Genomic DNA, 19,905 nt, shown 5'->3' with positions numbered 1-19,905 from the left:
TCGGCGACGCGCCGAACACCAACTCCCTTCCACGAACGAACCGAGGGCAGGAACGAGACATGGCGGAGCTGACGATCTCGTCGGACGAGATCCGCAGTGCGATCGAGAAGTACGTCTCCAGCTACTCCCCGGAGGTCAGCCGCGAGGAGGTCGGGGTCGTCACCGATACCGGTGACGGCATCGCCCATGTCGAGGGTCTGCCTTCGGTGATGACCGAGGAACTGCTGGAGTTCCCCGGCGGCATCTACGGTGTCGCGATGAACCTGGAAGCTCAGGAGATCGGCGCGGTCATCCTGGGTGAATCCGAGAAGATCGAGGAAGGCCAGGAGGTCAAGCGGACCGGCCGCGTCATGTCGGTGCCGGTCGGCGACGGCTTCCTCGGCCGCGTGATCAACCCGCTGGGCGAGCCGATCGACGGGCTCGGCGAGGTCGTCGCGGAGCGGCAGCGCGCGCTGGAACTGCAGGCCGCCACGGTCGTGCAGCGCCAGGGTGTGAGCGAGCCGCTGCAGACCGGGATCAAGGCCATCGACTCGATGACCCCGATCGGGCGCGGCCAGCGGCAGCTGATCATCGGCGACCGCAAAACCGGCAAGACCACCGTCGCGGTCGACACGATCATCAACCAGAAGAGCAACTGGGACAGCGGTGACCCGGAGAAGCAGGTCCGCTGCATCTACGTGGCGATCGGGCAGAAGGGCTCCACGATCGCCGGGGTGAAGCGGTCCCTGGAGGACGCCGGGGCGATGGAGTACACCACCATCGTCGCCGCGCCCGCCTCCGACGCGCCGGGCCTGAAGTGGCTGGCCCCGTACGCCGGTTCGGCCATCGGCCAGCACTGGATGTACCAGGGCAAGCACGTCCTGATCGTCTTCGACGACCTGACCAAGCAGGCCGAGGCGTACCGGGCGATCTCGCTGCTGCTGCGTCGCCCGCCGGGCCGCGAGGCATACCCGGGTGACGTCTTCTACCTGCACTCGCGTCTGCTGGAGCGCTGCGCGAAGCTCTCCGACGAGATGGGCGCCGGTTCGATGACGGGGCTGCCGATCATCGAGACCAAGGCCAACGACGTGTCGGCCTACATCCCGACCAACGTCATCTCCATCACCGACGGGCAGTGCTTCCTGCAGTCCGACCTGTTCAACTCCGGTCAGCGCCCGGCCATCGACGTCGGCATCTCGGTGTCCCGCGTCGGTGGTGCCGCGCAGATCAAGGCGATCCGGAAGGTCACCGGCTCGCTGAAGATCGACCTGGCCCAGTTCCGCGAGCTGGAGGCGTTCTCCGCGTTCGCCTCCGACCTGGACGCCGCGTCGAAGGCGCAGCTGGAGCGCGGTGCCCGGCTGATGGAGGTCCTCAAGCAGGGGCAGGGCGACCCGCTGCCGGTCGAGGAAGAGGTCGTCTCGCTGTTCCTGGGCACCCAGGGACACCTCGACTCGGTGCCGGTCAGCGACGTGCGGCGGTTCGAATCGGAGTTCCTGGCGCACCTGCGGCGCACCCACGAATCCGTGCTGAAGGACATCGTCGAGACCAAGCAGCTCTCCGACGACGGTGTCAAGTTCATCGTGGAATCGGTGGAGGACTTCAAGAAGCAGTTCACCGCTGCCGACGGTTCCGCGGTCACGCCCGAACAGCCGGAGGCGGAAGCGCTGGCGGCCGACGAGGTGGGCCAGGAGACCGTGAAGGTCAACCGACCCGCTCCGAAGAAGTGACCGGATAGCCATGGCGCAACTTCGGGAACTGCGAAACCGCATCCGGTCGGTCAAGTCGACCCGGAAGATCACCAAGGCGCAGGAGCTGATCGCTACCTCGCGCATCATGAAGGCGCAGGCCAGGGTGGAGGCGTCTCGTCCGTACGCGACCGAGATCACCAACGTCCTGACCGCGCTGGCCGATGTGAGCACGCTGGATCACCCGCTGCTGACCGAGCGTTCCAACCCGAAGCGGGCCGGTGTGCTGGTCGTGACCAGTGACCGCGGCTTCTGCGGCGCCTACAACGCCAACGTGCTGCGGGCCGCCGAAGAACTGCAGGCGCTGCTGCGCGAGCAGGGCAAGAACCCGGTGCTGTACGTCATCGGCCGCAAGGGCGAGGCGTACTACCGCTTCCGGCAGCGCCCGGTCGAGGCGAGCTGGACCGGCTTCACCGACCGGCCCGACTACGCCGATGCCGCGGAGGTGGGCGAGACGCTGGTCAAGGCGTTCCTGGCGGGCGCCGACGACTACCTCGACGACGGAGGCGGGGACGGTACTCTGGGTGTGGATGAGCTGCACCTGGTGCACACCGAGTTCGTCTCCATGCTCACCCAGAAGCCGACGGTCAGGCGGATCGCACCGCTGGAGGTCGAGTACGCCGAAGAACCGGTGAAGACCCTGCGGTCGACGTACGAGTTCGAACCGGACGCGGAGGTCCTGCTGCGGGCCTTGCTGCCGAAGTACATCAAGACCCGCCTGTTCGCCGGTTTGCTGGATGCGGCGGCGTCCGAGCACGCGGCCCGTCGGACGGCGATGAAGTCGGCGACGGACAATGCGGACGAACTGATCCGCAACCTCAGCCGTGAGGCCAACCAGGCTCGCCAGGCCCAGATCACCCAAGAAATCAGCGAGATCGTCGGTGGTGTCGAGGCGCTCTCGTCAGCAGGAAGTGAGTGACATGACTGCTACTGCCACTAGCACTGCTACGGGCACTGGCCGCGTCGTCCGGGTCCTCGGCCCGGTCGTCGACGTCGAGTTTCCGCGAGACCAGGTGCCGGACCTCTTCAACGCGCTCACCGCGGACATCACCGCGGAGGGCATGGCCAAGACGCTGACGCTGGAAGTAGCCCAGCACCTGGGCGACAGCGTCGTGCGGACGATCTCGATGCAGCCCACCCAGGGGTTGGTGCGCGGCGTCGCCGTGACCGACTCCGGGGCTGGTATTTCGGTACCGGTCGGCGACGTGGTCAAGGGCCACGTGTTCAACGCCCTCGGCCACTGCCTCGACGAGCCGGGCTACGCCTCGGACGCCGAGCGCTGGACGATCCACCGCAAGGCACCGGCCTTCGACAAGCTCGAAGGCAAGACCGAGATGCTGGAGACCGGCATCAAGGTGATCGACCTGCTCACCCCGTACGTGCAGGGTGGCAAGATCGGTCTGTTCGGTGGTGCCGGGGTCGGCAAGACGGTGCTCATCCAGGAGATGATCCGCCGGGTCGCCAAGAACTTCGGTGGTACTTCGGTGTTCGCCGGTGTCGGGGAACGCACCCGTGAGGGCAACGACCTCTGGGTGGAGATGGCGGAGTCCGGCGTGCTCGCCGACACCGCGCTGGTCTTCGGCCAGATGGACGAACCGCCGGGCACCCGTATGCGGGTGGCGCTGTCCGCGCTGACGATGGCGGAGTACTTCCGGGACGTGCAGAACCAGGACGTGCTGCTGTTCATCGACAACATCTTCCGGTTCACCCAGGCGGGCCAGGAGGTGTCGACCCTGCTGGGCCGGATGCCTTCCGCGGTGGGTTACCAGCCGACGCTGGCCGACGAGATGGGTGAGCTGCAGGAGCGGATCACCTCGACGCAGGGCCGTTCGATCACCTCGATGCAGGCGATCTACGTGCCCGCGGACGACTACACCGACCCGGCTCCGGCGACGACCTTCGCCCACCTGGACGCGACGACGGAGCTCTCCCGGCCGATCTCGCAGAAGGGCATCTACCCGGCGGTGGACCCGCTGTCGTCCAGCTCCACCATCCTCGACCCGGCCATCGTCGGCGAGGAGCACTACCGGGTGGCGCAGGAAGTCAAGCGGATCCTGCAGAAGTACAAGGAACTGCAGGACATCATCGCCATCCTCGGTATGGACGAACTGTCCGAAGAGGACAAGGTGACGGTGCAGCGGGCGCGGCGCATCGAGCGCTACCTGTCGCAGAACTTCTTCGTCGCCAAGCAGTTCACCGGCCAGGAAGGCTCCTTCGTGCCGTTGAAGGAGACCATCGAGGCGTTCGACAAGCTGTGCAAGGGCGACTTCGACCACTACCCGGAGCAGGCGTTCCTGTCCATCGGTGGTCTCGACGACCTGGAGCAGGCGTACAAGAAGCTCACCGAGCAGTGAGTGGCGGACCCCGCTGACGGGGTCGGCGCACCGGCGACGGGGTCGGGGTCCCACGGGCCCCGGCCCCGTCGCCGATGAAGTGCTCCAGGCTCGTGGTCCGGTGCGACGTCCGAGATCCTGCGGCGGCGCGAGCGTGGTGAGAAGACCGATGGCCAGCCCAGCCAGTCACGATCGCCCTGGTGGCATTGGCTAGACTGCGGGCACACACCCGACAAAGGAGACGCGCGTGGCCAACATGTCCGTCCAACTGGTCGCCGTCGAGCGCCGCCTGTGGTCCGGGGAGGCGACTGCCGTGGTCGCGCAGACCACCGAGGGAGAAATCGGCATCCTGCCCGGACACGAGCCGCTGCTCGGTGAGCTGATCGAGGGTGGCGTGGTGCGCATCACCACCACCGAGAAGGAGACCGTCACCGCGGCGGTGCACGGCGGGTTCCTGTCGGTCACCTCGGATGGGGTGAGCGTGCTCGCTGAGACCGCGGAGCTCGCCGACGAGATCGACGTGGCGCAGGCCCGCGAGGACGTCAAGAGCGCTGATGAACAGGCCCGAGCACGGGCGCTGAGCCGATTGCGAGCAGCTGGCCACTCGGCCTGATCCGGGCCTCGCATGGGTTCCCCGGTCGTATTGTTCGTGGTGGCGTTCGGGCTGCTGCTGGTCGCGGCCCTGATCGTCGGGGTGCTCGCGTGGCGGCGGCTGAGAGAACTGCGGGTCGGGGGCATCGATGTGGCGTTGCGCGCTCACAAGGACGGCAGCGGCCGCGGCTGGCATCTGGGTGTCGCGCACTACCGGGGCGAGGAATTCGCCTGGTACCGCGTGCTGAGCCTGCGGTCCGGGCCGAACTGGGTGATCAACCGGCGGGATGTGGAGATCGCGCGGCGCCGTGAACCGTCGGTGGCAGAGGCGTACGCGATGCCCACCGGGTCGACGGTGCTCGACCTGACCGGCCCGAAACTCGAACTCGCGATGGGCCGGGACGCGTTGACCGGCTTCCTGTCCTGGCTCGAATCCGCTCCACCGGGACGATCGGTGCCTTGGGCATCTTGACCGGCAGCGGGGTCCACAACGGACCCCGCTTTTTTGTGCCCGTGTGTCAGCAAGGGAACCTTCCTGTCACGTGGCTGACAGGAAGGTTCCCATGCTTCACCGCCGTTGGACGAGTTCGGCGCAGATGTCGTGGAGCAGTTGGCGGAAGACGTCGGTCAGCGGCGCGTGGCGGGTGCTGGTCGGCACTGCCGCGTGGATGCGGCGGTGCAGCCCGGATGCCAGCGGCCGGTGCCGTGTGCCCGGAGGGTCGGTGACGGCGAGGCGGGGGACGAACGCCACCGCCACTCCGGCCGAGACCACTGCCTGGGCGACGGCGTAGGACTCGAACTCGAAGGTCACGTTCGGCGTGAATCCCTCTGCGCGGGCCGCGGTTTCCAGTTGGCGGCGGTTCGGCAGGCTGCGCGGGGCGCATGCCCACGCGTCGCTCCGGAAGTCGCGCAGCCGAGGCGCGAGCCGTCCGGCCAGCCGGTGATCACCGGGTAGCACGGCGTGGATCGGATCGTCCAGGAGGTGAACGAGTCGCACGCCCGGTGGCACGTCGAGTGCTTCGTCGTATTCGCCGACCAGTGCCAAGTCGAGCTGGTGCGCGGCGACCCGTTCGATGCCCTCCGCGGGGCCGAGATCGACAACGGACAATTCGGCTTCTGGGTGCCGGTGTCGCAACGCGGCCAACGTTTCCGGTAGCAGGGCGAGCCCAGCGGTGGGAAAGGCGCCGAGGCGCAACTGGTTGCGGTGCTCGTCGCGAAATCGCGCGGCGTCATCGGTCGCGTCACCGAGCGCCGCGGCGATGCGCTCGGCTTGTTCGGCCAGGCGGTTGCCCAACGGCGTCAGGCGGACACCATGGGCGTGCCGTTCGACGAGTTGGGCGCCCACCTCGTCCTCCAGGCGAGCCAGCTGTTGGGACACCGCCGGAGGAGTGCGCCTCAACTGCTCAGCGGCGCGGGTGACGCTGCCCTGTTCGCGGAGGGCCAGCAAGATGAGCAGGCGCGACGGATCAAGCATGAAGTTCTACTTTACGCGCCCTAAAGTTGCGTAACTGGAAGTGAATCAATGATCGGGGGGAGACTGGTGGCGTGACGAAGCAAGCCAGTTTCACGATCGAAGCAGAGCCCATCGACAGCCCAGCTGCCCAGTACGCCCTCGGGGAGTACGTCGCGGAGTTGGGCCGCCGCTTCCCGGAAGGATTCGACACCAGCCGCGCCGCCCCACCCGCGAAAGGCGACTTCACCCCGCCGGTTGGGGAGTTCTTGGTGGTGCGCGTGGACGGGCAGGTGCTGGGCTGCGGCGCACTACGCACCGAGCCAGGCGGCATCGGCGAGATCCGCCGCATGTGGATCGCGCCCGAACTGCGCGGCAAGGGCGCCGGTCGGGCACTGCTCGCGGCACTGGAGGAACGCGCGCGACAGCACGGTTGCGCTCTGGTGCGCCTGGACACCGCCGCTGAACTCCACGAGGCCCGCGCGCTGTACGCGTCGTCCGGTTACCGGGAAGTCCCGGCCTACAACGACAACCAATATGCGAAGCACTGGTTCGAAAAAACCATGCGTTGATCGGATCAGGGCCGTCGTAGGCTGCGGAAATGCGCATCGAGACGGTTGGTTACGACCACCCCGACTCCAAGAAGTTGATCGACGCCCTGCAACTGGAGTACGTGGTCCGCTACGGCGAGGAGGATGTGACGGTGGTGGACCCCGTCGAGTTCCAGCCACCCAACGGCCTGTTCCTGGTGGGCTACCGCGACGGCCTGGCGGTCGCCTCCGGCGGGTGGCGGATCCACGACGGCAAGGAGTCCGGGTTCCGCGACGGTGACGCGGAGATCAAGCGGATGTACATCGTTCCCGAGGCGCGCGGCAACGGGTTGGCCCGGCGGCTGCTCGCGGAGTTGGAGACCACCGCCTCCTTGGCCGGTCGCAAGCGCTTGGTGCTGGAAACCGGCACGCGCCAACCAGAGGCGATCAGCCTCTACACCTCCTCCGGTTACACCGAGATGGAGAAGTTCGGTGTGTACCGCGACGACCCGCTGAGCAGGTGCTTCGCCAAGGACCTCTAGGCGTTGCCGCCGGGCTTCCAGAGGATGTCGCCGTCCGGATTCGCCACGCGCGCGAGGATGAAGAGCAGATCCGACAGTCGGTTCAGGTATTTCGCGGGCAGTGCTGAGGTGCGCTCGCCATCGGCTTCCTGCAACGCCCACGCCGACCGCTCCGCGCGTCGAGCCACGACCCGGGCCTGGTGCAACAGCGCGCCGCCGGGGGTGCCGCCGGGCAGGATGAACGAGTCCAGCTTGCCCAGCCGGGAGTTGAACTCGTCGCACCACTTTTCGAGGCGGTCGACGTATGCCTGGGTCACGCGCAGCGGCGGGTACTTCGGGTTCTCGACCACTGGCGTGGACAGATCGGCGCCCACGTCGAACAGGTCGTTCTGCACCGCCCTCAGCACCTCGATGACGTTGTCGTCGAACCGCGCGGTGGCCAACGCGACACCGAGTACCGAATTCGTCTCGTCCACATCGGCGTAAGCGACCAGACGCGGGTCGGTCTTGTGCACTTTGGAGTTGTCCGACAGGCGAGTGGTGCCCGAATCACCGGCCCGCGTGTAGATCCTCGTGAGGTGGACTGCCATGCCGACAGCGTAGGCGGCCCCGGCCGGTGCGGCGGCCAGCAGTGACAGGAAGGTTCCCATGCTGCACGTGTGCGGGGCGGCGGAGCCGAGCACGGTGGCCTTTGGATGACAGGAAGGTTCCCATGCTCGCGCGGCCGCACCCGCTCTGACGGTGGCGGGGGTTGGGTCGTAACCTCGTTCCTCGTGAGTGAGCACTTCCGGGTACACGGCGGAGCGCGCCTCGTCGGCGAGGTCGACGTGGTCGGGGCGAAGAACAGCGTGCTGAAGCTGATGGCGGCGGCGCTGCTGGCGGAGGGCACGACGACGATCGTCAACTGCCCGGAGATCCTCGACGTTCCGCTGATGGCCGACGTGCTGCGCAGCCTCGGCTGCGAGGTGTCGATCAACGGCGGCACGGTGCGCATCACGACTCCGGCGACGATCAGCCACGAAGCGATCTCGCCGTCGATGGGCAAGCTCCGCGCGTCGGTGTGCGTGCTGGGGCCCCTGGTCGCCCGATGCCGTCGCGCGGTGGTGACGCTGCCAGGCGGCGACGCGATCGGTTCGCGGCCGCTGGACATGCACCAGAACGGCCTCCGGCAGCTCGGCGCCAGCAGCCACATCGAGCACGGCGCGGTGGTGGCCGAGGCGGAGAACCTGCGCGGCGCCCAGATCTGGCTGGACTTCCCCAGCGTGGGTGCGACGGAGAACATCCTGATGGCCGCGGTGCTGGCCGAAGGCACCACGGTGATCGACAACGCGGCGCGGGAGCCGGAAATCGTCGATCTCTGCGTGATGCTTCAGCAGATGGGCGCCAAGATCGAAGGCTCCGGCACCTCGACGCTGACGGTGCACGGCGTGTCCGCGTTGAAGGCCGTCGAACATCGCGTGATCGGCGACCGGATCGTCGGTGCGACCTGGGCGTTCGCCGCCGCTGCCACTCGCGGTGACATCACGGTGCGGGGCGTCGACCCCCGGCATGTGAACCTGGTGCTGGAGAAGCTGCGCAGCGCGGGTGCCGAGGTGACCACCGCCGAGGAGAGCTTCCGGGTGGTGTTGCCCGGCCGCCCGCACGCCGTGGACTTCGTGACGCTGCCGTTCCCGGGATTCCCGACCGATCTGCAGCCGATGGCGCTGGCGCTGTCCGCAGTGGCTGACGGCACCTCGATGATCACCGAGAACCTGTTCGAATCCCGCTTCCGGTTCATCGAGGAACTGGTGCGGATGGGCGCCGATGCGCGCACCGACGGGCACCACGCGGTGGTGCGCGGCCTGGACAAGCTGTCCAGCGCCCCGGTGTGGGCGACCGACATCCGGGCCGGTGTGGGGCTGGTGCTGGCGGGGCTGTGCGCGGATGGTGTGACAGAGGTGTGGGATGTCTTCCACATCGACCGCGGCTACCCGAACTTCGTGGAAAATCTGTGCGCCCTCGGCGCTGATATCGAACGAGTGACCGACTGAGCCGTTCCACTACCGGTTTCGTGATGCAAATCACAACTTTGGCCCTGACCATAGGCGGAGACCCTGCTCCCGCTTTGAAGGGGCGATGGTCATGGCGAACACGGGGTGGACGCGTCGGGACTTCCTGAAGGGCTCGGGTGTCGCCGCAGGTGCGTTGGTCCTGGGTGGCGGCGTGCTCACCGGGTGCACTCGCACCGGCGGCGGTGGTGCCGGTGGTGATCCACTGGCCGCGGCCCGCAGCTCGGGCACCATCCAGGCTGGCATCGCTGGTGAGGCGCCCTACGGGTTCACCGACCAGACCGGCAAGGTCACCGGCGAGGCGCCGGAGGTGGCGCGCGCGGTGTTCCGGAACCTGGGCGTCAACAACGTGCAGGCGTCGCAGGTCGACTTCAACCAGCTGATCCCGGCCCTGAACGCGGGCAAGTTCGCCGTGGTCGCGGCTGGCATGTTCATCACCCCGGAGCGCTGCAGGAACGCCGCGTTCTCGGTCCCGGACTACGTCGCCCCGACCGCGTTCCTGGTGCCCAGGGGAAACCCGGAAGGCGTCGCCACTTTCGAAGATGTCGTGCGCAAGAAGCTCAACCTCGCAGTGCTCAGCGGCGCGGTTGAGAAGAGCTACGCGCAGCGGCTGGGCGTGCCGGACTCCCAGGTGCAGGTCTTCGACACGCAGAACGCGCTGTTGCAGGCAGTGACCGACAAGCGCGTCTACTGCGCCGCGTTGACCAACATCTCGCTCAACGACGTGGTGCGGAAGAGCCCCGGCGCACCGGTCGAGGTGACCAGGGGATTCACGCCGGTGATCAACGGCAAGGCCGAGGTGCAGGCGGGAGCGTTCGTGTTCCGCTCAGCGGATGCCGCGCTGCGCGAGGCGTTCAACGCGGAGCTGACGAAGCTGCACAACAGCGGCGAATGGGTCCGGATCACCGAACCGTTCGGCTTCACCCAGGACAACCTGCCACCGGCCGGAGTGACCACGGACACGCTGTGCGCCGGTGGCTGAGCACGGCGTGGCGGGAGGCGGCATGTTCGCGAACTTCTCGCACTTCCTCTCGGTCCTGCTGCAAGGCGTGCCCGCGACGGTGATCGCGACTTTGTGCGGCATCGCGCTGTGCATCGTGCTGTCGTTCATCGCTGGGCTCGGCATGCTGTCGCCGTGGCGGTGGGTGCGGGTCATCGCGCGCGTCTACGTCGAGGTCTGGCGCGGCACGTCCGAAGTGGTCCAACTGTTCTGGATCTTCTTCGCGTTGCCGTTGCTGGTCGGCTTCGAACTGCTGCCGCTTTGGGCGGGCATCCTCGTGCTAGGTCTCAACCACGGCGCATACGGCGGCGAGATAGTGCGGGGCGCGGTGCAAGCGGTGCCGAAAGCGCAGTACGAATGCGCGGTCGCGCTGAACTTCAGCGCGGTGCAGCGGATGTGGCGGGTGATCCTGCCGCAGGCGATGGTGGAGATGATCCCACCGTTCAACAACCTGTTCATCCAACTGCTGAAGAGCAGTTCGCTGCTGTCCCTGATCTTCGTGCACGATATCGCCTACCAGGGCCGGGATGTCCTCGAACCGAACTTCACCGGCCAGACCGCGCTGATCTACCTGCTGATGCTGGCGCTGTACCTGGTGCTGTCGGTGCTGATCACGACGGTGATGCGCGTCCTGGAACGGCGTGCCGCGGCGGCCGTCGGCCGCACGCCCGTCGAACCGGCGCAGGCCCTGGGCCGGGTCGAAGGCGGGGCGGTGTAGATGATCTGGGACTGGGAGTTCACCGGGCGCATCATTCCGGACATCCTCGGCGGTCTGGTGGTGACCTTCGAGGCGACCGTGTTGGGCTCGATCGTGGCGTTCGTGCTCGGTCTCGTGCTGGCCCTGCTGCGGCGTTCGCGGATTCGGCTGGTCAGCCGGGCAGTTTGGCTGTTCATCGAGTTCGTCCGCAGCACGCCGCTGTTGGTGCAGCTGTACTTCCTGTTCAACGTGCTGCCGGACATCGGCCTGCGGTTCTCCTCGCTGACCACCGGGGTGATCGGGCTCGGCGTGCACTACGCCTGCTACACCGCCGAGGTCTACCGAGCCGGGATAGAAGGTGTGCCGCGCGGCCAGTGGGAGGCGGCGACGGCGCTGAGCCTGCCCACTCGCAGGGTGTGGACGAGCGTGATCCTCCCGCAGGCGATTCCGCGGGTGCTGCCCGCGCTGGGCAACTACACGATTTCGATGTTCAAGGAAACGCCACTGCTGCTAGCGATCGGGGTACTCGACTTGGTGGGAGCGGCGCAGGAGGCCGGATCGGACGCCTACCGGTACGTCGAGCCGCTCACCCTGGCGGGCATCTGCTTCCTGCTGCTGAGCTACCCGTCATCGCTGTTGGTGCGGAGGTTGGAACGCCGTGTTGGGATCTGAGAACGGCCAGCACATGATCCGGTTCGACCGGGTGATCAAGCGGTTCGGCGACAACGTGGTCCTCGACGAGTTGGACTTCGCGGTCCAGCCGGGCGAGCGGGTCACCCTGATCGGGCCGAGCGGATCGGGCAAGACGACGATCCTGCGGTTGCTGATGACCTTGGAACGGGTCGACGGCGGCAGGATTCACGTCGGGGGCGAGTGCCTGACCCACGTGCGCCGAGGCGAGCGCCTGGTGATTGCCGACGAGAAGCACCTGCGGACGGTGCGGAAGCGAATCGGCATGGTGTTCCAGCAGTTCAACCTGTTCCCTAACATGCGGGTGCTGCGCAATGTCACCGAAGCCCCGATCCACGTACTCGGCCAGTCCCCGGCGAACGCCGAGCGACGCGCACGGGAACTGCTGGAAATGGTCGGCCTGGCCGACAAGATCGATGCCTATCCGACGCAGCTGTCCGGTGGCCAGCAGCAGCGCGTGGCGATCGCCCGCGCGCTGGCGATGAGCCCGGACGTGCTGCTGCTCGACGAGATCACTTCGGCCCTGGACCCCGAACTGGCCGCCGAGGTGCTCGACGTGCTGCGAGATCTCGCGAACACGAGCGACATCACGATGCTGTGCGTGACGCATGCGATGAAGTTCGCCCGCGACGTCTCGGACCGGGTGCTGATGTTCGACCGCGGCAAGATCATCGAGGACAAACCGCCCGACGAGTTGTTCGAGAGGCCGGAGCAGGAGCGGACGCGCAAATTCTTGCGGTCGGTGTTGGAGGAAGCCTGACGAGTTGTCGGCTGCGGCGGCTAGAGTTCAGCCGATGTCAGAGAAGTACGGCCGGTTGATGGCCTTCACCGCGAAGCCGGGCAAAGGTGGCGAGCTCGCAGCCGTGATGTTGCAGGTGGCCAAAGGTCTGCGGGAGGTGCCGGACTGCGAGCTCTACGTCATCAGTCAGGATTCCGATGACCCGGACACGGTGCGAGTGGTCGAGGCGTGGGCGGATGAAGCCAGCGCCGATGCCGCGCTGGCCGCGGCCGCGCAATCCGGTGGGGACGTCAGCATCGAAAGCGTGCTCGGAATGCTGGCGAAGCCACCGGAGCGCGTTGATGTGACCACGCTCGGTGGCGTCGGGCTGTGATCAGCCCGGATTCCGGCGTTCGTGCAGGAGCAGCAGGGTGTAGGCGGCGATCGACTGGGCATCGGTGATCTCCGCTGCTGAGATCATCTTCTCGAACTCGGTCCTGGGGAACCAGCCGGTCCGCATGTCCTGCTCCTCCAACTCGCGTGCTGGCTCGCCCGGTGTGAGACCGGTTGCCAGGAACACCCGGCCGCGCTGACTGGACATACCAGGCGCCACGTCGAGGGTGCCGATCTCGACGAGCTTCGCGGCCCGCAGCCCGGTTTCCTCCCGCAGTTCCCGCGCGGCCAGTTCGGTTGGCTCGACGTCGAGCCGGTTCGGCGCGGTGCCCTGCGGAAACTCCCAACGCCGCAGGTCCAGCGGGTAGCGGAACTGCTCGACGAGGTGAAGCCGATCGCCGTCGAGCGGAATAACCAGTGCGTAATCCGGCTTGTCGATGACGCCGTAGATCCCCTCGGACCCGTCGGCCCGGCGAATGCCGTCCTCGCGAACGACCATCCAAGGGTTGGCGTACACCTCGCGGCTGCTCGTCTGCTGCATGCGGCCATGGTGCCGGACACCGGGCACGATCGGTCGACACGGCCCGGTCATGCCGCAGGCGTGCTCGCATACCCGCGCGGGGGGCGGAGATGCTGTTCGATGATCGCGCGGTTTTGGATGGCAGGGCCTCGGAACACGACGCCACCGCCGACTGCGGTGGCGTCTCCGCAGTCGGGTACTGGGTGTTCGTCAGTGCAGTCATGCCACAATCATCCCGTACTCGAACAACTGTTTGCATTCTTTTTTCGATCGCTTGATCAGGTGAACATGCACGTCCGAGTGCGAAATCCAAGCCCTGCAACGGCAAACGCCAAGCCCGCCACCCGGCCGCGCAACCCGAGGAGCCCACTCCAGATCGGATCGAGCACCGCACGGCCGCATCGAGGACACGCCCTCCGAAGCGCGAGCAAGACCGGTTTGACATCCGAAACGCAGCCCGCACACTCGACGAGCGCGGGGATGGCCACATAGAACCGGGCAGGTCGAGATGCGCCGCGCCGACATCCAGCCGAGGAGGGAGCGTGCCAGAGACCTGGTGGCGAAGCGCGGTCACCTATCAGATCTACCCCCGCAGCTTCGCGGACACCAACGCCGACGGCATCGGCGATCTCCCCGGAATAACGTCCAAGATGGACTACTTGGCCTGGCTGGGCGTGGACGCGATCTGGCTGACTCCGTGCTACCGGTCGCGCTGGCTCGACGGCGGTTACGACATCACCGACCACCGCGACATCGACCCCGCGCTGGGCACCCTGCGAGACTTCGACCGAATGCTGGCCGCCGCGCACGAGCGCGGCATCCGGGTGCTGATCGACATCGTCCCGAACCACACCTCCGACCGGCACGAGTGGTTCCAACGGGCGCTGGCCGCCGAACCCGGTTCCCCGGCGCGCGATCGCTACATCTTCCGCGACGGCAAGGGACCAGCCGGTGAAAACCCGCCGAGCAACTGGGAATCCCGCTTCGGCGGCCGTGCCTGGCACAGGGTGGCGGACGGCCAGTGGTACCTGCACCTGTTCACCCCGGAACAACCCGACCTCAACTGGGAAAACCCCGAGGTGCGCGCGGAATTCCTGGACATCCTGCGCTTCTGGGGGCGTCGTGGTGTCGACGGTTTCCGGATCGACGTGGCCGCGGCCCTGATCAAAGACCTGCGCGAGCCGTTGCGCGACGTGGTCGGCGGGGAAGGCAGCAGCGGGCTGGACGACTTCGCCGCCAACCCCGACCACCCGTTCCTGGATCGGCCCGAGGTGCACGACGTGTACCGGGAGTGGAACCGGGTGTTCCACGAGTTCGATCCGCCGCTGATCGGGGTCGCCGAGGCGTGGGTGCGCGGTGACCGGCGGGTCCGCTACATCCGGCCGGGCGAGCTGCAGCAGGCGTTCAACTTCGAGTTCCTGCGGGTTCGCTGGAATGCCGCCGAGTATCGGCGGATCGTGGCGGAGTCGATCGCCGGGGCGCGCTCGGTGGGGACGGTCGCGACCTGGGTGCTGGCCAACCACGACGTGGTGCGACAGGTGTCGGCGCTGGGGCTGCCGGACGACGTCGACCTGCGGGTCTGGTTGGCCACCAACGGCACCGAACCGTCGACCGATCTTGAGCTGGGCACCCGGCGGGCTCGCGCGGCGATCTTGTTCGCGCTGGCGCTGCCCGGTTCCGCATACCTCTACCAGGGCGAGGAATTGGGGCTGCCGGAGGTCGCGGACCTACCCGCGGGGGTCTTGCAAGACCCGAAGTGGGTGCGCTCCCAGCACAAGGAGAAGGGCCGCGACGGTTGCCGGGTGCCGCTGCCGTGGACGAGGACCGGGGTGGCCTTCGGTTTCAGCAGCGCGGCACCTTGGCTGCCGCAACCCGCCGACTGGGGCGAGTACGCGGTCGAAGTGCAGCGGGATGACCCCGACTCGATGTTGGAGCTCTACCGAACGGCGTTGCGCGTCCGCCGGGAGTTCGGCGGCGACGAGACATTCCGCTGGGACGACCAGTACAACATCGGGGACGTGCTGGCGTTCCGCCGGGCGGACAGCATCCTCGTCCTGGTCAACACCGGCGCCACCGCCATCCCACTCCCGGACGGCGAAGTCCTGCTGTCGAGCGTCCCGCTGGAAACGAGCACTCTTCCTGCCAACACGACCGCCTGGCTGCGTCCGCGCTGACCGCTCACTTCGTCGGCTCGGTTTGGGGGTGGTTGAGCTTGGATCTGCGGCGGCCGTAGCCGAAGTACACGACGAGGCCGACCACGGTCCAGATCGCGAAGGTCAGCCAGGTGATCGCGTCGAGGCCGACGATCAGGTACACGCACAGGGCCAAGCCGAGCAGCGGCACCAACGGCATCAGCGGAGTGCGGAAGCTGCGCGGCAGTTCGGGCCGGGTGCGGCGCAGCACCAGCACACCGATGTTGACCAGCCCGAAGGCGACCAGGGTGCCGATGCTGGTCGCCTCGGCGAGCTGGTCGAGCGGCACCACGGCGGCGAGCAACGCCACCACGATGCCGACCACCAGCGTGTTGCGAGCCGGTACGGCACGCCGGTTCACCTGGGACAACATGCCGGGCATCAGCCCGTCGCGGGACATCGACACCAGGATCCGGGTCTGCCCGTACAGGACGGTGAGCACCACCGAGGCGATGGCGATCACGGCACCGAACGCGAGCACCACCGAAGACCAGCCCTGGCCGGTCACGATGCGCAGCGCGGTGGCCAGCGACGCATCGGATTCGCCGAGCACGCCGACGCCGACCGCACCGACTGCGGCGAAGGCGACCAACACGTAGACGGCGGTGACGATGCCCAGCGACAGGATGATCGCGCGCGGGAGGTCACGGGACGGGTTGCAGGCTTCCTCACCTGCGGTGGAGGCCGCGTCGAAGCCGATGAACGAGAAGAACACCGCGGAGGCGCCAACCGAGATGCCAGCGAAGCCCGCCGGGGCGAACGGGGTCATGTTCTGCGAGCGGAACGCGGTGATCGCCACGGCGAAGAAGAACACCAGCACGGCGATCTTGAGCAGTGTGGTGATCGTGGTAGCTCGCGCGCTCTCCCGCACGCCCAGCAGCAGCACGCCCATGGCGAGCAGCACGATCAGCGCTGCCGGGAAGTTGATCATTCCGCCGTCGCCGGGCGGCGCCGCGAAGGCGTCCGGGATGGTGGCGCCGATGGTGCCTTGCAGGAATTCGTTCAGGTAACCGCCCCACCCGACCGCGACCGCGGCGACCGACACCCCGTACTCCAGCAGCAGGCACCAGCCGCAGATCCAGGCGACCAGCTCGCCGAGCGTGGCGTAAGCGTAGGAATAGGCCGAACCGGACACCGGCACGCTGCCCGCGAGCTCCGCGTAGGACAGCGCGGAGCAGAGCGCGGCCACCCCGGCCAGCACGAACGAGACGACCACGGCGGGACCAGCTGCCGGTGCCGCTTCGGCGAGCACCACGAAGATCCCGGTGCCGAGCGTCGCGCCGACCGACAGCGCCACCAGCGGCACCAGGCCGAGGGTCCGGCGCAGTTGGGTGTGCGAGCCTTCGTCGGCGAGTTGCTCGGCGGGCTTGACGCGAAGCAAGGTTCGGGCGAATGACACGGGGCGTAACGGTAACTCGATGAGCGGGAAGATCGAGGTCCGAGGTGTCCGAACCGGTGATCTCGGCCGGTGCGCCACGGGGGTGCTCGACTTCTCGATCGACGCCCGTACTCTGTGCCGGGTGCGACTCGTCATTGCCCGCTGCAAGGTGGACTACGTCGGCCGACTCACCGCGCACCTGCCCATGGCGCAGCGCCTGCTGCTGGTGAAAGCCGACGGATCGGTGTCGGTGCACTCCGACGACCGGGCCTACAAGCCGTTGAACTGGATGAGCCCGCCGTGCTGGCTGATCGAGGATCCGGGCGTGTGGACGGTGCAGAACAAGGCCGGTGAGAAGCTGGTGATCACCGTCGAGGAGGTGCTGCACGACTCCAAGCACGAGCTGGGGGTCGAGCCGGGCCTGGTCAAGGACGGTGTGGAGGCGCATCTGCAGGAGTTGCTCGCCGAGCACGTCACGACCCTCGGCGACGGTTGGTCGCTGGTGCGTCGCGAGTACCCGACCGCGATCGGTCCGGTGGACCTGATGTGCCGCGACGCGGGAGGCGCGAGCGTGGCGGTCGAAATCAAGCGGCGCGGCGAGATCGACGGTGTCGAGCAGTTGACCCGCTACCTCGAACTGCTCAACCGCGACCCGCTGCTGGCACCGGTAGCCGGGGTGTTCGCCGCGCAGCAGATCCGGCCGCAGGCCCGCACCCTGGCCGAAGACCGCGGGATCCGATGTGTGGTCCTGGACTACGACAAGCTGCGCGGCATCGAATCGGACGAGTACCGACTGTTCTGATCGACGCCCGATTCGAGGTGTTCGTACCCGGCTGTAGGTGGCGGCATCGTCGACCAGCCGCCTGGTGAGCAGCTCGGGTGCTGGCGCACCTGTCGTTTTTCTAGCGCCTTCCAACCGCACGGGAACCTTCCGGCCGTTGAGTGACAGGAAGGTTCCCTTGCTGCGGTCAGTGCGGTGCCGCTGCGCGCTCAGCGGACCGGAAGGTTCCCGTTCTCCGATCGGCGTGCGGGCGCCCGACTGCGTGTGGGCGGTGGCAGGAAGGTTCCCTTGCTCGCATCCGTCAGGCGGTTTTGGTTGCGTTGGCGTCGATGAGGTGGTCGGCGCCTGCGGTGCTCGCCGCGTGTGGTGAGGCGAGGAAGGCGACCAGGGCGGCTACTTCCGCGGGCTCGATGAGTCGGCCGGTGGTCATGCCAGCTTCGGCGGGAAGTTGGGCGAGCAGCACGTCGAGTGGCACGCCGAGCGATTCGGCCAGTGCGGCTCCGTGCCCGTCCGGTGCATTCCACAGGGCCGTGTGCACCGGGCCGGGGGAGACGGTGTTGACCCGCACGCCTTTTGGTCCGACTTCCGCGGCTAGTGCCTTGCTGAAGGCGGTCAGCGCTGCCTTGGCGGTGGTGTAGGGCATCGGGCCGGAGTTCGGAACTCGGGCGCCGATCGAGGAGATGTTGATGATCCCGCCTTGGCGGCGCAGCAGGCTCGGTAGTGCCGCGCGGGTGGTGCGGATCGCGCTGAAGAAGTTCAGTTCGAAGGTCTGCTGCCAGTTGTCCTCGGTGAGGTCGGCGAATTCGGCGACCAGTCCACCGTCACCGCCGCCGACGTTGTTGATCAGCAGGTCGAGTTCGCCCACGGCGGTGCGGGCTTGTTCGACGAGGGCAGCCGGTCCGTCCGGTGTGGACAGATCGGCTGGGATGCCGATCGCGCCGGTCGCCTTGAGCTCCGGCGAGATGGTGCGTGCTGCCCCGACCACCCGCATGCCTTCGGTGATCAGCGCCGACGCGATCGCCAGCCCGATGCCGCGACTGGCTCCGGTCACGAGGGCGGTCTTTCCGGTCAGTTGCAGATCCACAGCGTGGCTCCTTTGTTGCGTCCCTTGCGATGCACCAGACGATATACATGCAACATTAATGTTGCAACTTTATCTGAAGATGGAACTGTGCTGTAGTCTTTCGTCGGGCGTGGGAGGTGCTGTGACACGAGCAATGCGCGCGGACTCCGAACGAACGGTGCAAGCGATCCTGGAAGCCGCCGAGCGCGTGCTCCGCGAACACCCGGCGGCATCGATGGAACAGATCGCCAAGGTCGCCGGAGTCGCCCGCACGACAGTGCACCGGCGCTTCGCCAGCCGTGATGCGCTGGTGGAGGCGATGACCGCCTGGGCGGCCGAGCAGTTCCGCGACGCGGTCGAGGCCGCGCGGCCCGACATCGCTCCGCCACTGGTGGCGCTGCACCAGGTGACCGCGAACGTGTTGCGCGTCAAGGTCGGCTGGGGATTCGCGATGAGCCGGTCGGGCACCGGAGACGTCGAGCGCATCCACGACGAGGTGCGGCAGAGTTGCATCCGACTGATCAGCCGCGCCAAGGAAGCCGGTGTGCTGCGCGAGGACGTCGACGTGGAGTGGGTGCGCCGGGTCTACTACGCGCTGATCCACGAAGCCGCCGAAGCGGGCAAGGCCGGTGCTGACACCGACGTAATGGCCGCGCGCGTCATCGACACGCTGCTGAAAGGTGTTGGCGCTTAACGGATTCGCGTCAGCGGCCGTCCGATTCGGCCTCGCAGCCGCACGGCCGCAGCCGCACGGTCGCTCCCGGGGTCAGCAGCCAGGCGAGATGCTGCAGGAACCCGTCCTGCTGTCGGCGCGTGGTTTCTGCGTCTTTCGTGGTCCGGTCGTTCGGGCTTTCCGCGAGTCCGGCGATGATCGCCAAGTCGATCCGGGCGTTCACAGCTCCTCCCCAGTGGCTGCGCATGTGCCTACAGTGACGATACCGTCACATTCTGTTGTCGGGGAGCGGATTTGCGCATATCACTCGCATGGCCCTGCATGCCCTGGATAGGTCGCTGTGGCGACCGGGTCGGGCGGCGCTGCTCGGCGGCACTCGCCTGATCGATTTAGAGTCGGGATCCAACGAATTGATATCGGCCTGCTGTGGTCCGGCGTGCTGTGCGGTACTGTCCGGCTGCGGTCGCAAGTGTGGTGGTTGTCGTTGGAATTTGTTGGATCTGGAGGTGGGGTGGCGGTGCAGCTAGCCCAGGGTCAGCTTCTCGATGCCAATGCTGTGGATTATGGGTTGTTGGCGTTGTATTTCGTGTTTGTGTTGGGTAT

22 protein-coding genes are annotated in these 19,905 nt (G+C 67.3%); 16 read left to right on the top strand and 6 right to left on the bottom strand.

The genetic code is table 11. The features are described from left to right. Nucleotides 1–59: 59 nt before the first annotated feature. The 5 genes from atpA to MOQ72_RS04085 all read left to right on the top strand — a co-directional run bounded on the left by atpA (nucleotide 60) and on the right by MOQ72_RS04085 (nucleotide 5,120). Nucleotides 60–1,706 (top strand): F0F1 ATP synthase subunit alpha, encoded by a 1,647-nt coding sequence (gene atpA, locus MOQ72_RS04105; RefSeq protein ID WP_242180620.1) that lies wholly within the window; start codon nucleotides 60–62, stop codon nucleotides 1,704–1,706. 10 nt (nucleotides 1,707–1,716) lie between these two features. After that, entirely contained in the window at nucleotides 1,717–2,643 is a 927-nt protein-coding gene (locus MOQ72_RS04100; protein ID WP_242180619.1) for a F0F1 ATP synthase subunit gamma, read from the top strand. A gap of 1 nt (nucleotide 2,644) precedes the next feature. Continuing rightward, nucleotides 2,645–4,078, top strand: coding sequence for a F0F1 ATP synthase subunit beta (atpD, locus tag MOQ72_RS04095; protein ID WP_242180618.1), 1,434 nt, complete (start codon nucleotides 2,645–2,647; stop codon nucleotides 4,076–4,078). Between the two features lie 226 nt (nucleotides 4,079–4,304). After that, nucleotides 4,305–4,670: a F0F1 ATP synthase subunit epsilon gene (locus tag MOQ72_RS04090; protein WP_242180617.1), complete on the top strand. Its 366-nt coding sequence runs from the start codon at nucleotides 4,305–4,307 to the stop codon at nucleotides 4,668–4,670. Nucleotides 4,671–4,682: 12 nt separating this feature from the next. Next, on the top strand, nucleotides 4,683–5,120 hold the full coding sequence (locus tag MOQ72_RS04085; RefSeq protein WP_242180616.1) for a DUF2550 domain-containing protein: 438 nt from the start codon (nucleotides 4,683–4,685) through the stop codon (nucleotides 5,118–5,120). A 96-nt stretch (nucleotides 5,121–5,216) separates the two neighbouring features. Here the strand turns inward: MOQ72_RS04085 and MOQ72_RS04080 are convergent, their stop codons facing one another. Beyond that, on the bottom strand, nucleotides 5,217–6,122 hold the full coding sequence (locus MOQ72_RS04080) for a LysR family transcriptional regulator (protein ID WP_242180615.1): 906 nt from the start codon (nucleotides 6,120–6,122) through the stop codon (nucleotides 5,217–5,219). Between the two features lie 71 nt (nucleotides 6,123–6,193). On the opposite strand from MOQ72_RS04080, the gene MOQ72_RS04075 reads away from it, so the two are divergent. Both MOQ72_RS04075 and MOQ72_RS04070 read left to right on the top strand, forming a co-directional pair. Beyond that, complete coding sequence (locus tag MOQ72_RS04075; protein ID WP_242180614.1) at nucleotides 6,194–6,670, top strand: GNAT family N-acetyltransferase; 477 nt, start codon at nucleotides 6,194–6,196, stop codon at nucleotides 6,668–6,670. Nucleotides 6,671–6,699: 29 nt separating this feature from the next. Next, a complete protein-coding gene (locus MOQ72_RS04070; protein ID WP_242180613.1) occupies nucleotides 6,700–7,170 on the top strand; it encodes a GNAT family N-acetyltransferase in 471 nt (156 codons plus the stop codon). Here MOQ72_RS04070 and MOQ72_RS04065 read toward each other — a convergent pair. Further along, nucleotides 7,167–7,739, bottom strand: coding sequence for a cob(I)yrinic acid a,c-diamide adenosyltransferase (locus MOQ72_RS04065; protein ID WP_242180876.1), 573 nt, complete (start codon nucleotides 7,737–7,739; stop codon nucleotides 7,167–7,169). The genes MOQ72_RS04070 and MOQ72_RS04065 overlap by 4 nt on opposite strands. Before the next feature lie 183 nt (nucleotides 7,740–7,922). Here MOQ72_RS04065 and murA point away from each other — a divergent pair, with 183 nt between their 5' ends. The 6 genes from murA (at nucleotide 7,923) to MOQ72_RS04035 (ending at nucleotide 12,696) form a co-directional block, all read left to right on the top strand. Then, nucleotides 7,923–9,179, top strand: a complete 1,257-nt coding sequence (gene murA, locus MOQ72_RS04060) for a UDP-N-acetylglucosamine 1-carboxyvinyltransferase (RefSeq protein ID WP_242180612.1) — start codon at nucleotides 7,923–7,925, stop codon at nucleotides 9,177–9,179. A 91-nt stretch (nucleotides 9,180–9,270) separates the two neighbouring features. Beyond that, complete coding sequence (ehuB, locus tag MOQ72_RS04055) at nucleotides 9,271–10,179, top strand: ectoine/hydroxyectoine ABC transporter substrate-binding protein EhuB (RefSeq protein ID WP_242180611.1); 909 nt, start codon at nucleotides 9,271–9,273, stop codon at nucleotides 10,177–10,179. Between the two features lie 22 nt (nucleotides 10,180–10,201). After that, nucleotides 10,202–10,915, top strand: coding sequence for an ectoine/hydroxyectoine ABC transporter permease subunit EhuC (ehuC, locus tag MOQ72_RS04050; RefSeq protein WP_242180875.1), 714 nt, complete (start codon nucleotides 10,202–10,204; stop codon nucleotides 10,913–10,915). Further along, a complete protein-coding gene (gene ehuD / locus MOQ72_RS04045; RefSeq protein WP_242180610.1) occupies nucleotides 10,916–11,566 on the top strand; it encodes an ectoine/hydroxyectoine ABC transporter permease subunit EhuD in 651 nt (216 codons plus the stop codon). 13 nt (nucleotides 11,567–11,579) lie between these two features. Beyond that, nucleotides 11,580–12,344: an ectoine/hydroxyectoine ABC transporter ATP-binding protein EhuA gene (gene ehuA / locus MOQ72_RS04040; protein ID WP_242180874.1), complete on the top strand. Its 765-nt coding sequence runs from the start codon at nucleotides 11,580–11,582 to the stop codon at nucleotides 12,342–12,344. Between the two features lie 34 nt (nucleotides 12,345–12,378). Further along, nucleotides 12,379–12,696: a putative quinol monooxygenase gene (locus tag MOQ72_RS04035; protein ID WP_242180609.1), complete on the top strand. Its 318-nt coding sequence runs from the start codon at nucleotides 12,379–12,381 to the stop codon at nucleotides 12,694–12,696. Here the strand turns inward: MOQ72_RS04035 and MOQ72_RS04030 are convergent, their stop codons facing one another. After that, nucleotides 12,697–13,236 (bottom strand): NUDIX domain-containing protein, encoded by a 540-nt coding sequence (locus MOQ72_RS04030; RefSeq protein ID WP_242180608.1) that lies wholly within the window; start codon nucleotides 13,234–13,236, stop codon nucleotides 12,697–12,699. Between the two features lie 521 nt (nucleotides 13,237–13,757). On the opposite strand from MOQ72_RS04030, the gene MOQ72_RS04025 reads away from it, so the two are divergent. Beyond that, the gene (locus tag MOQ72_RS04025; RefSeq protein ID WP_242180607.1) at nucleotides 13,758–15,389 is read left to right on the top strand and encodes a glycoside hydrolase family 13 protein; all 1,632 of its coding nucleotides are present in this window, start codon (nucleotides 13,758–13,760) and stop codon (nucleotides 15,387–15,389) included. Nucleotides 15,390–15,393: 4 nt separating this feature from the next. Here MOQ72_RS04025 and MOQ72_RS04020 read toward each other — a convergent pair whose 3' ends face one another. Continuing rightward, on the bottom strand, nucleotides 15,394–16,806 hold the full coding sequence (locus tag MOQ72_RS04020; protein ID WP_242180606.1) for an amino acid permease: 1,413 nt from the start codon (nucleotides 16,804–16,806) through the stop codon (nucleotides 15,394–15,396). Between the two features lie 121 nt (nucleotides 16,807–16,927). Between MOQ72_RS04020 and nucS the strand changes: the two genes are divergently transcribed. Continuing rightward, nucleotides 16,928–17,587, top strand: coding sequence for an endonuclease NucS (nucS, locus tag MOQ72_RS04015; RefSeq protein WP_242180873.1), 660 nt, complete (start codon nucleotides 16,928–16,930; stop codon nucleotides 17,585–17,587). 280 nt (nucleotides 17,588–17,867) lie between these two features. Here the strand turns inward: nucS and MOQ72_RS04010 are convergent, their stop codons facing one another. Continuing rightward, a complete protein-coding gene (locus tag MOQ72_RS04010) occupies nucleotides 17,868–18,650 on the bottom strand; it encodes an SDR family NAD(P)-dependent oxidoreductase (RefSeq protein WP_242180605.1) in 783 nt (260 codons plus the stop codon). A gap of 121 nt (nucleotides 18,651–18,771) precedes the next feature. Between MOQ72_RS04010 and MOQ72_RS04005 the strand changes: the two genes are divergently transcribed. Further along, nucleotides 18,772–19,323: a TetR/AcrR family transcriptional regulator gene (locus MOQ72_RS04005; protein WP_242180604.1), complete on the top strand. Its 552-nt coding sequence runs from the start codon at nucleotides 18,772–18,774 to the stop codon at nucleotides 19,321–19,323. 10 nt (nucleotides 19,324–19,333) lie between these two features. Here MOQ72_RS04005 and MOQ72_RS04000 read toward each other — a convergent pair whose 3' ends face one another. After that, nucleotides 19,334–19,525 carry a hypothetical protein gene (locus MOQ72_RS04000; RefSeq protein ID WP_242180603.1) on the bottom strand — a complete coding sequence of 64 codons (192 nt, stop codon included), beginning with the start codon at nucleotides 19,523–19,525 and terminating at the stop codon, nucleotides 19,334–19,336. Nucleotides 19,526–19,905: the final 380 nt, after the last annotated feature.

Origin of the sequence: Saccharopolyspora soli, from assembly GCF_022678645.1 — a bacterium.
In the GTDB taxonomy this organism is placed as follows: domain Bacteria; phylum Actinomycetota; class Actinomycetes; order Mycobacteriales; family Pseudonocardiaceae; genus Saccharopolyspora; species Saccharopolyspora soli.
Note: the sequence above shows the minus strand (reverse complement) of the source record. Positions and strands in the feature narration are given on the sequence as shown.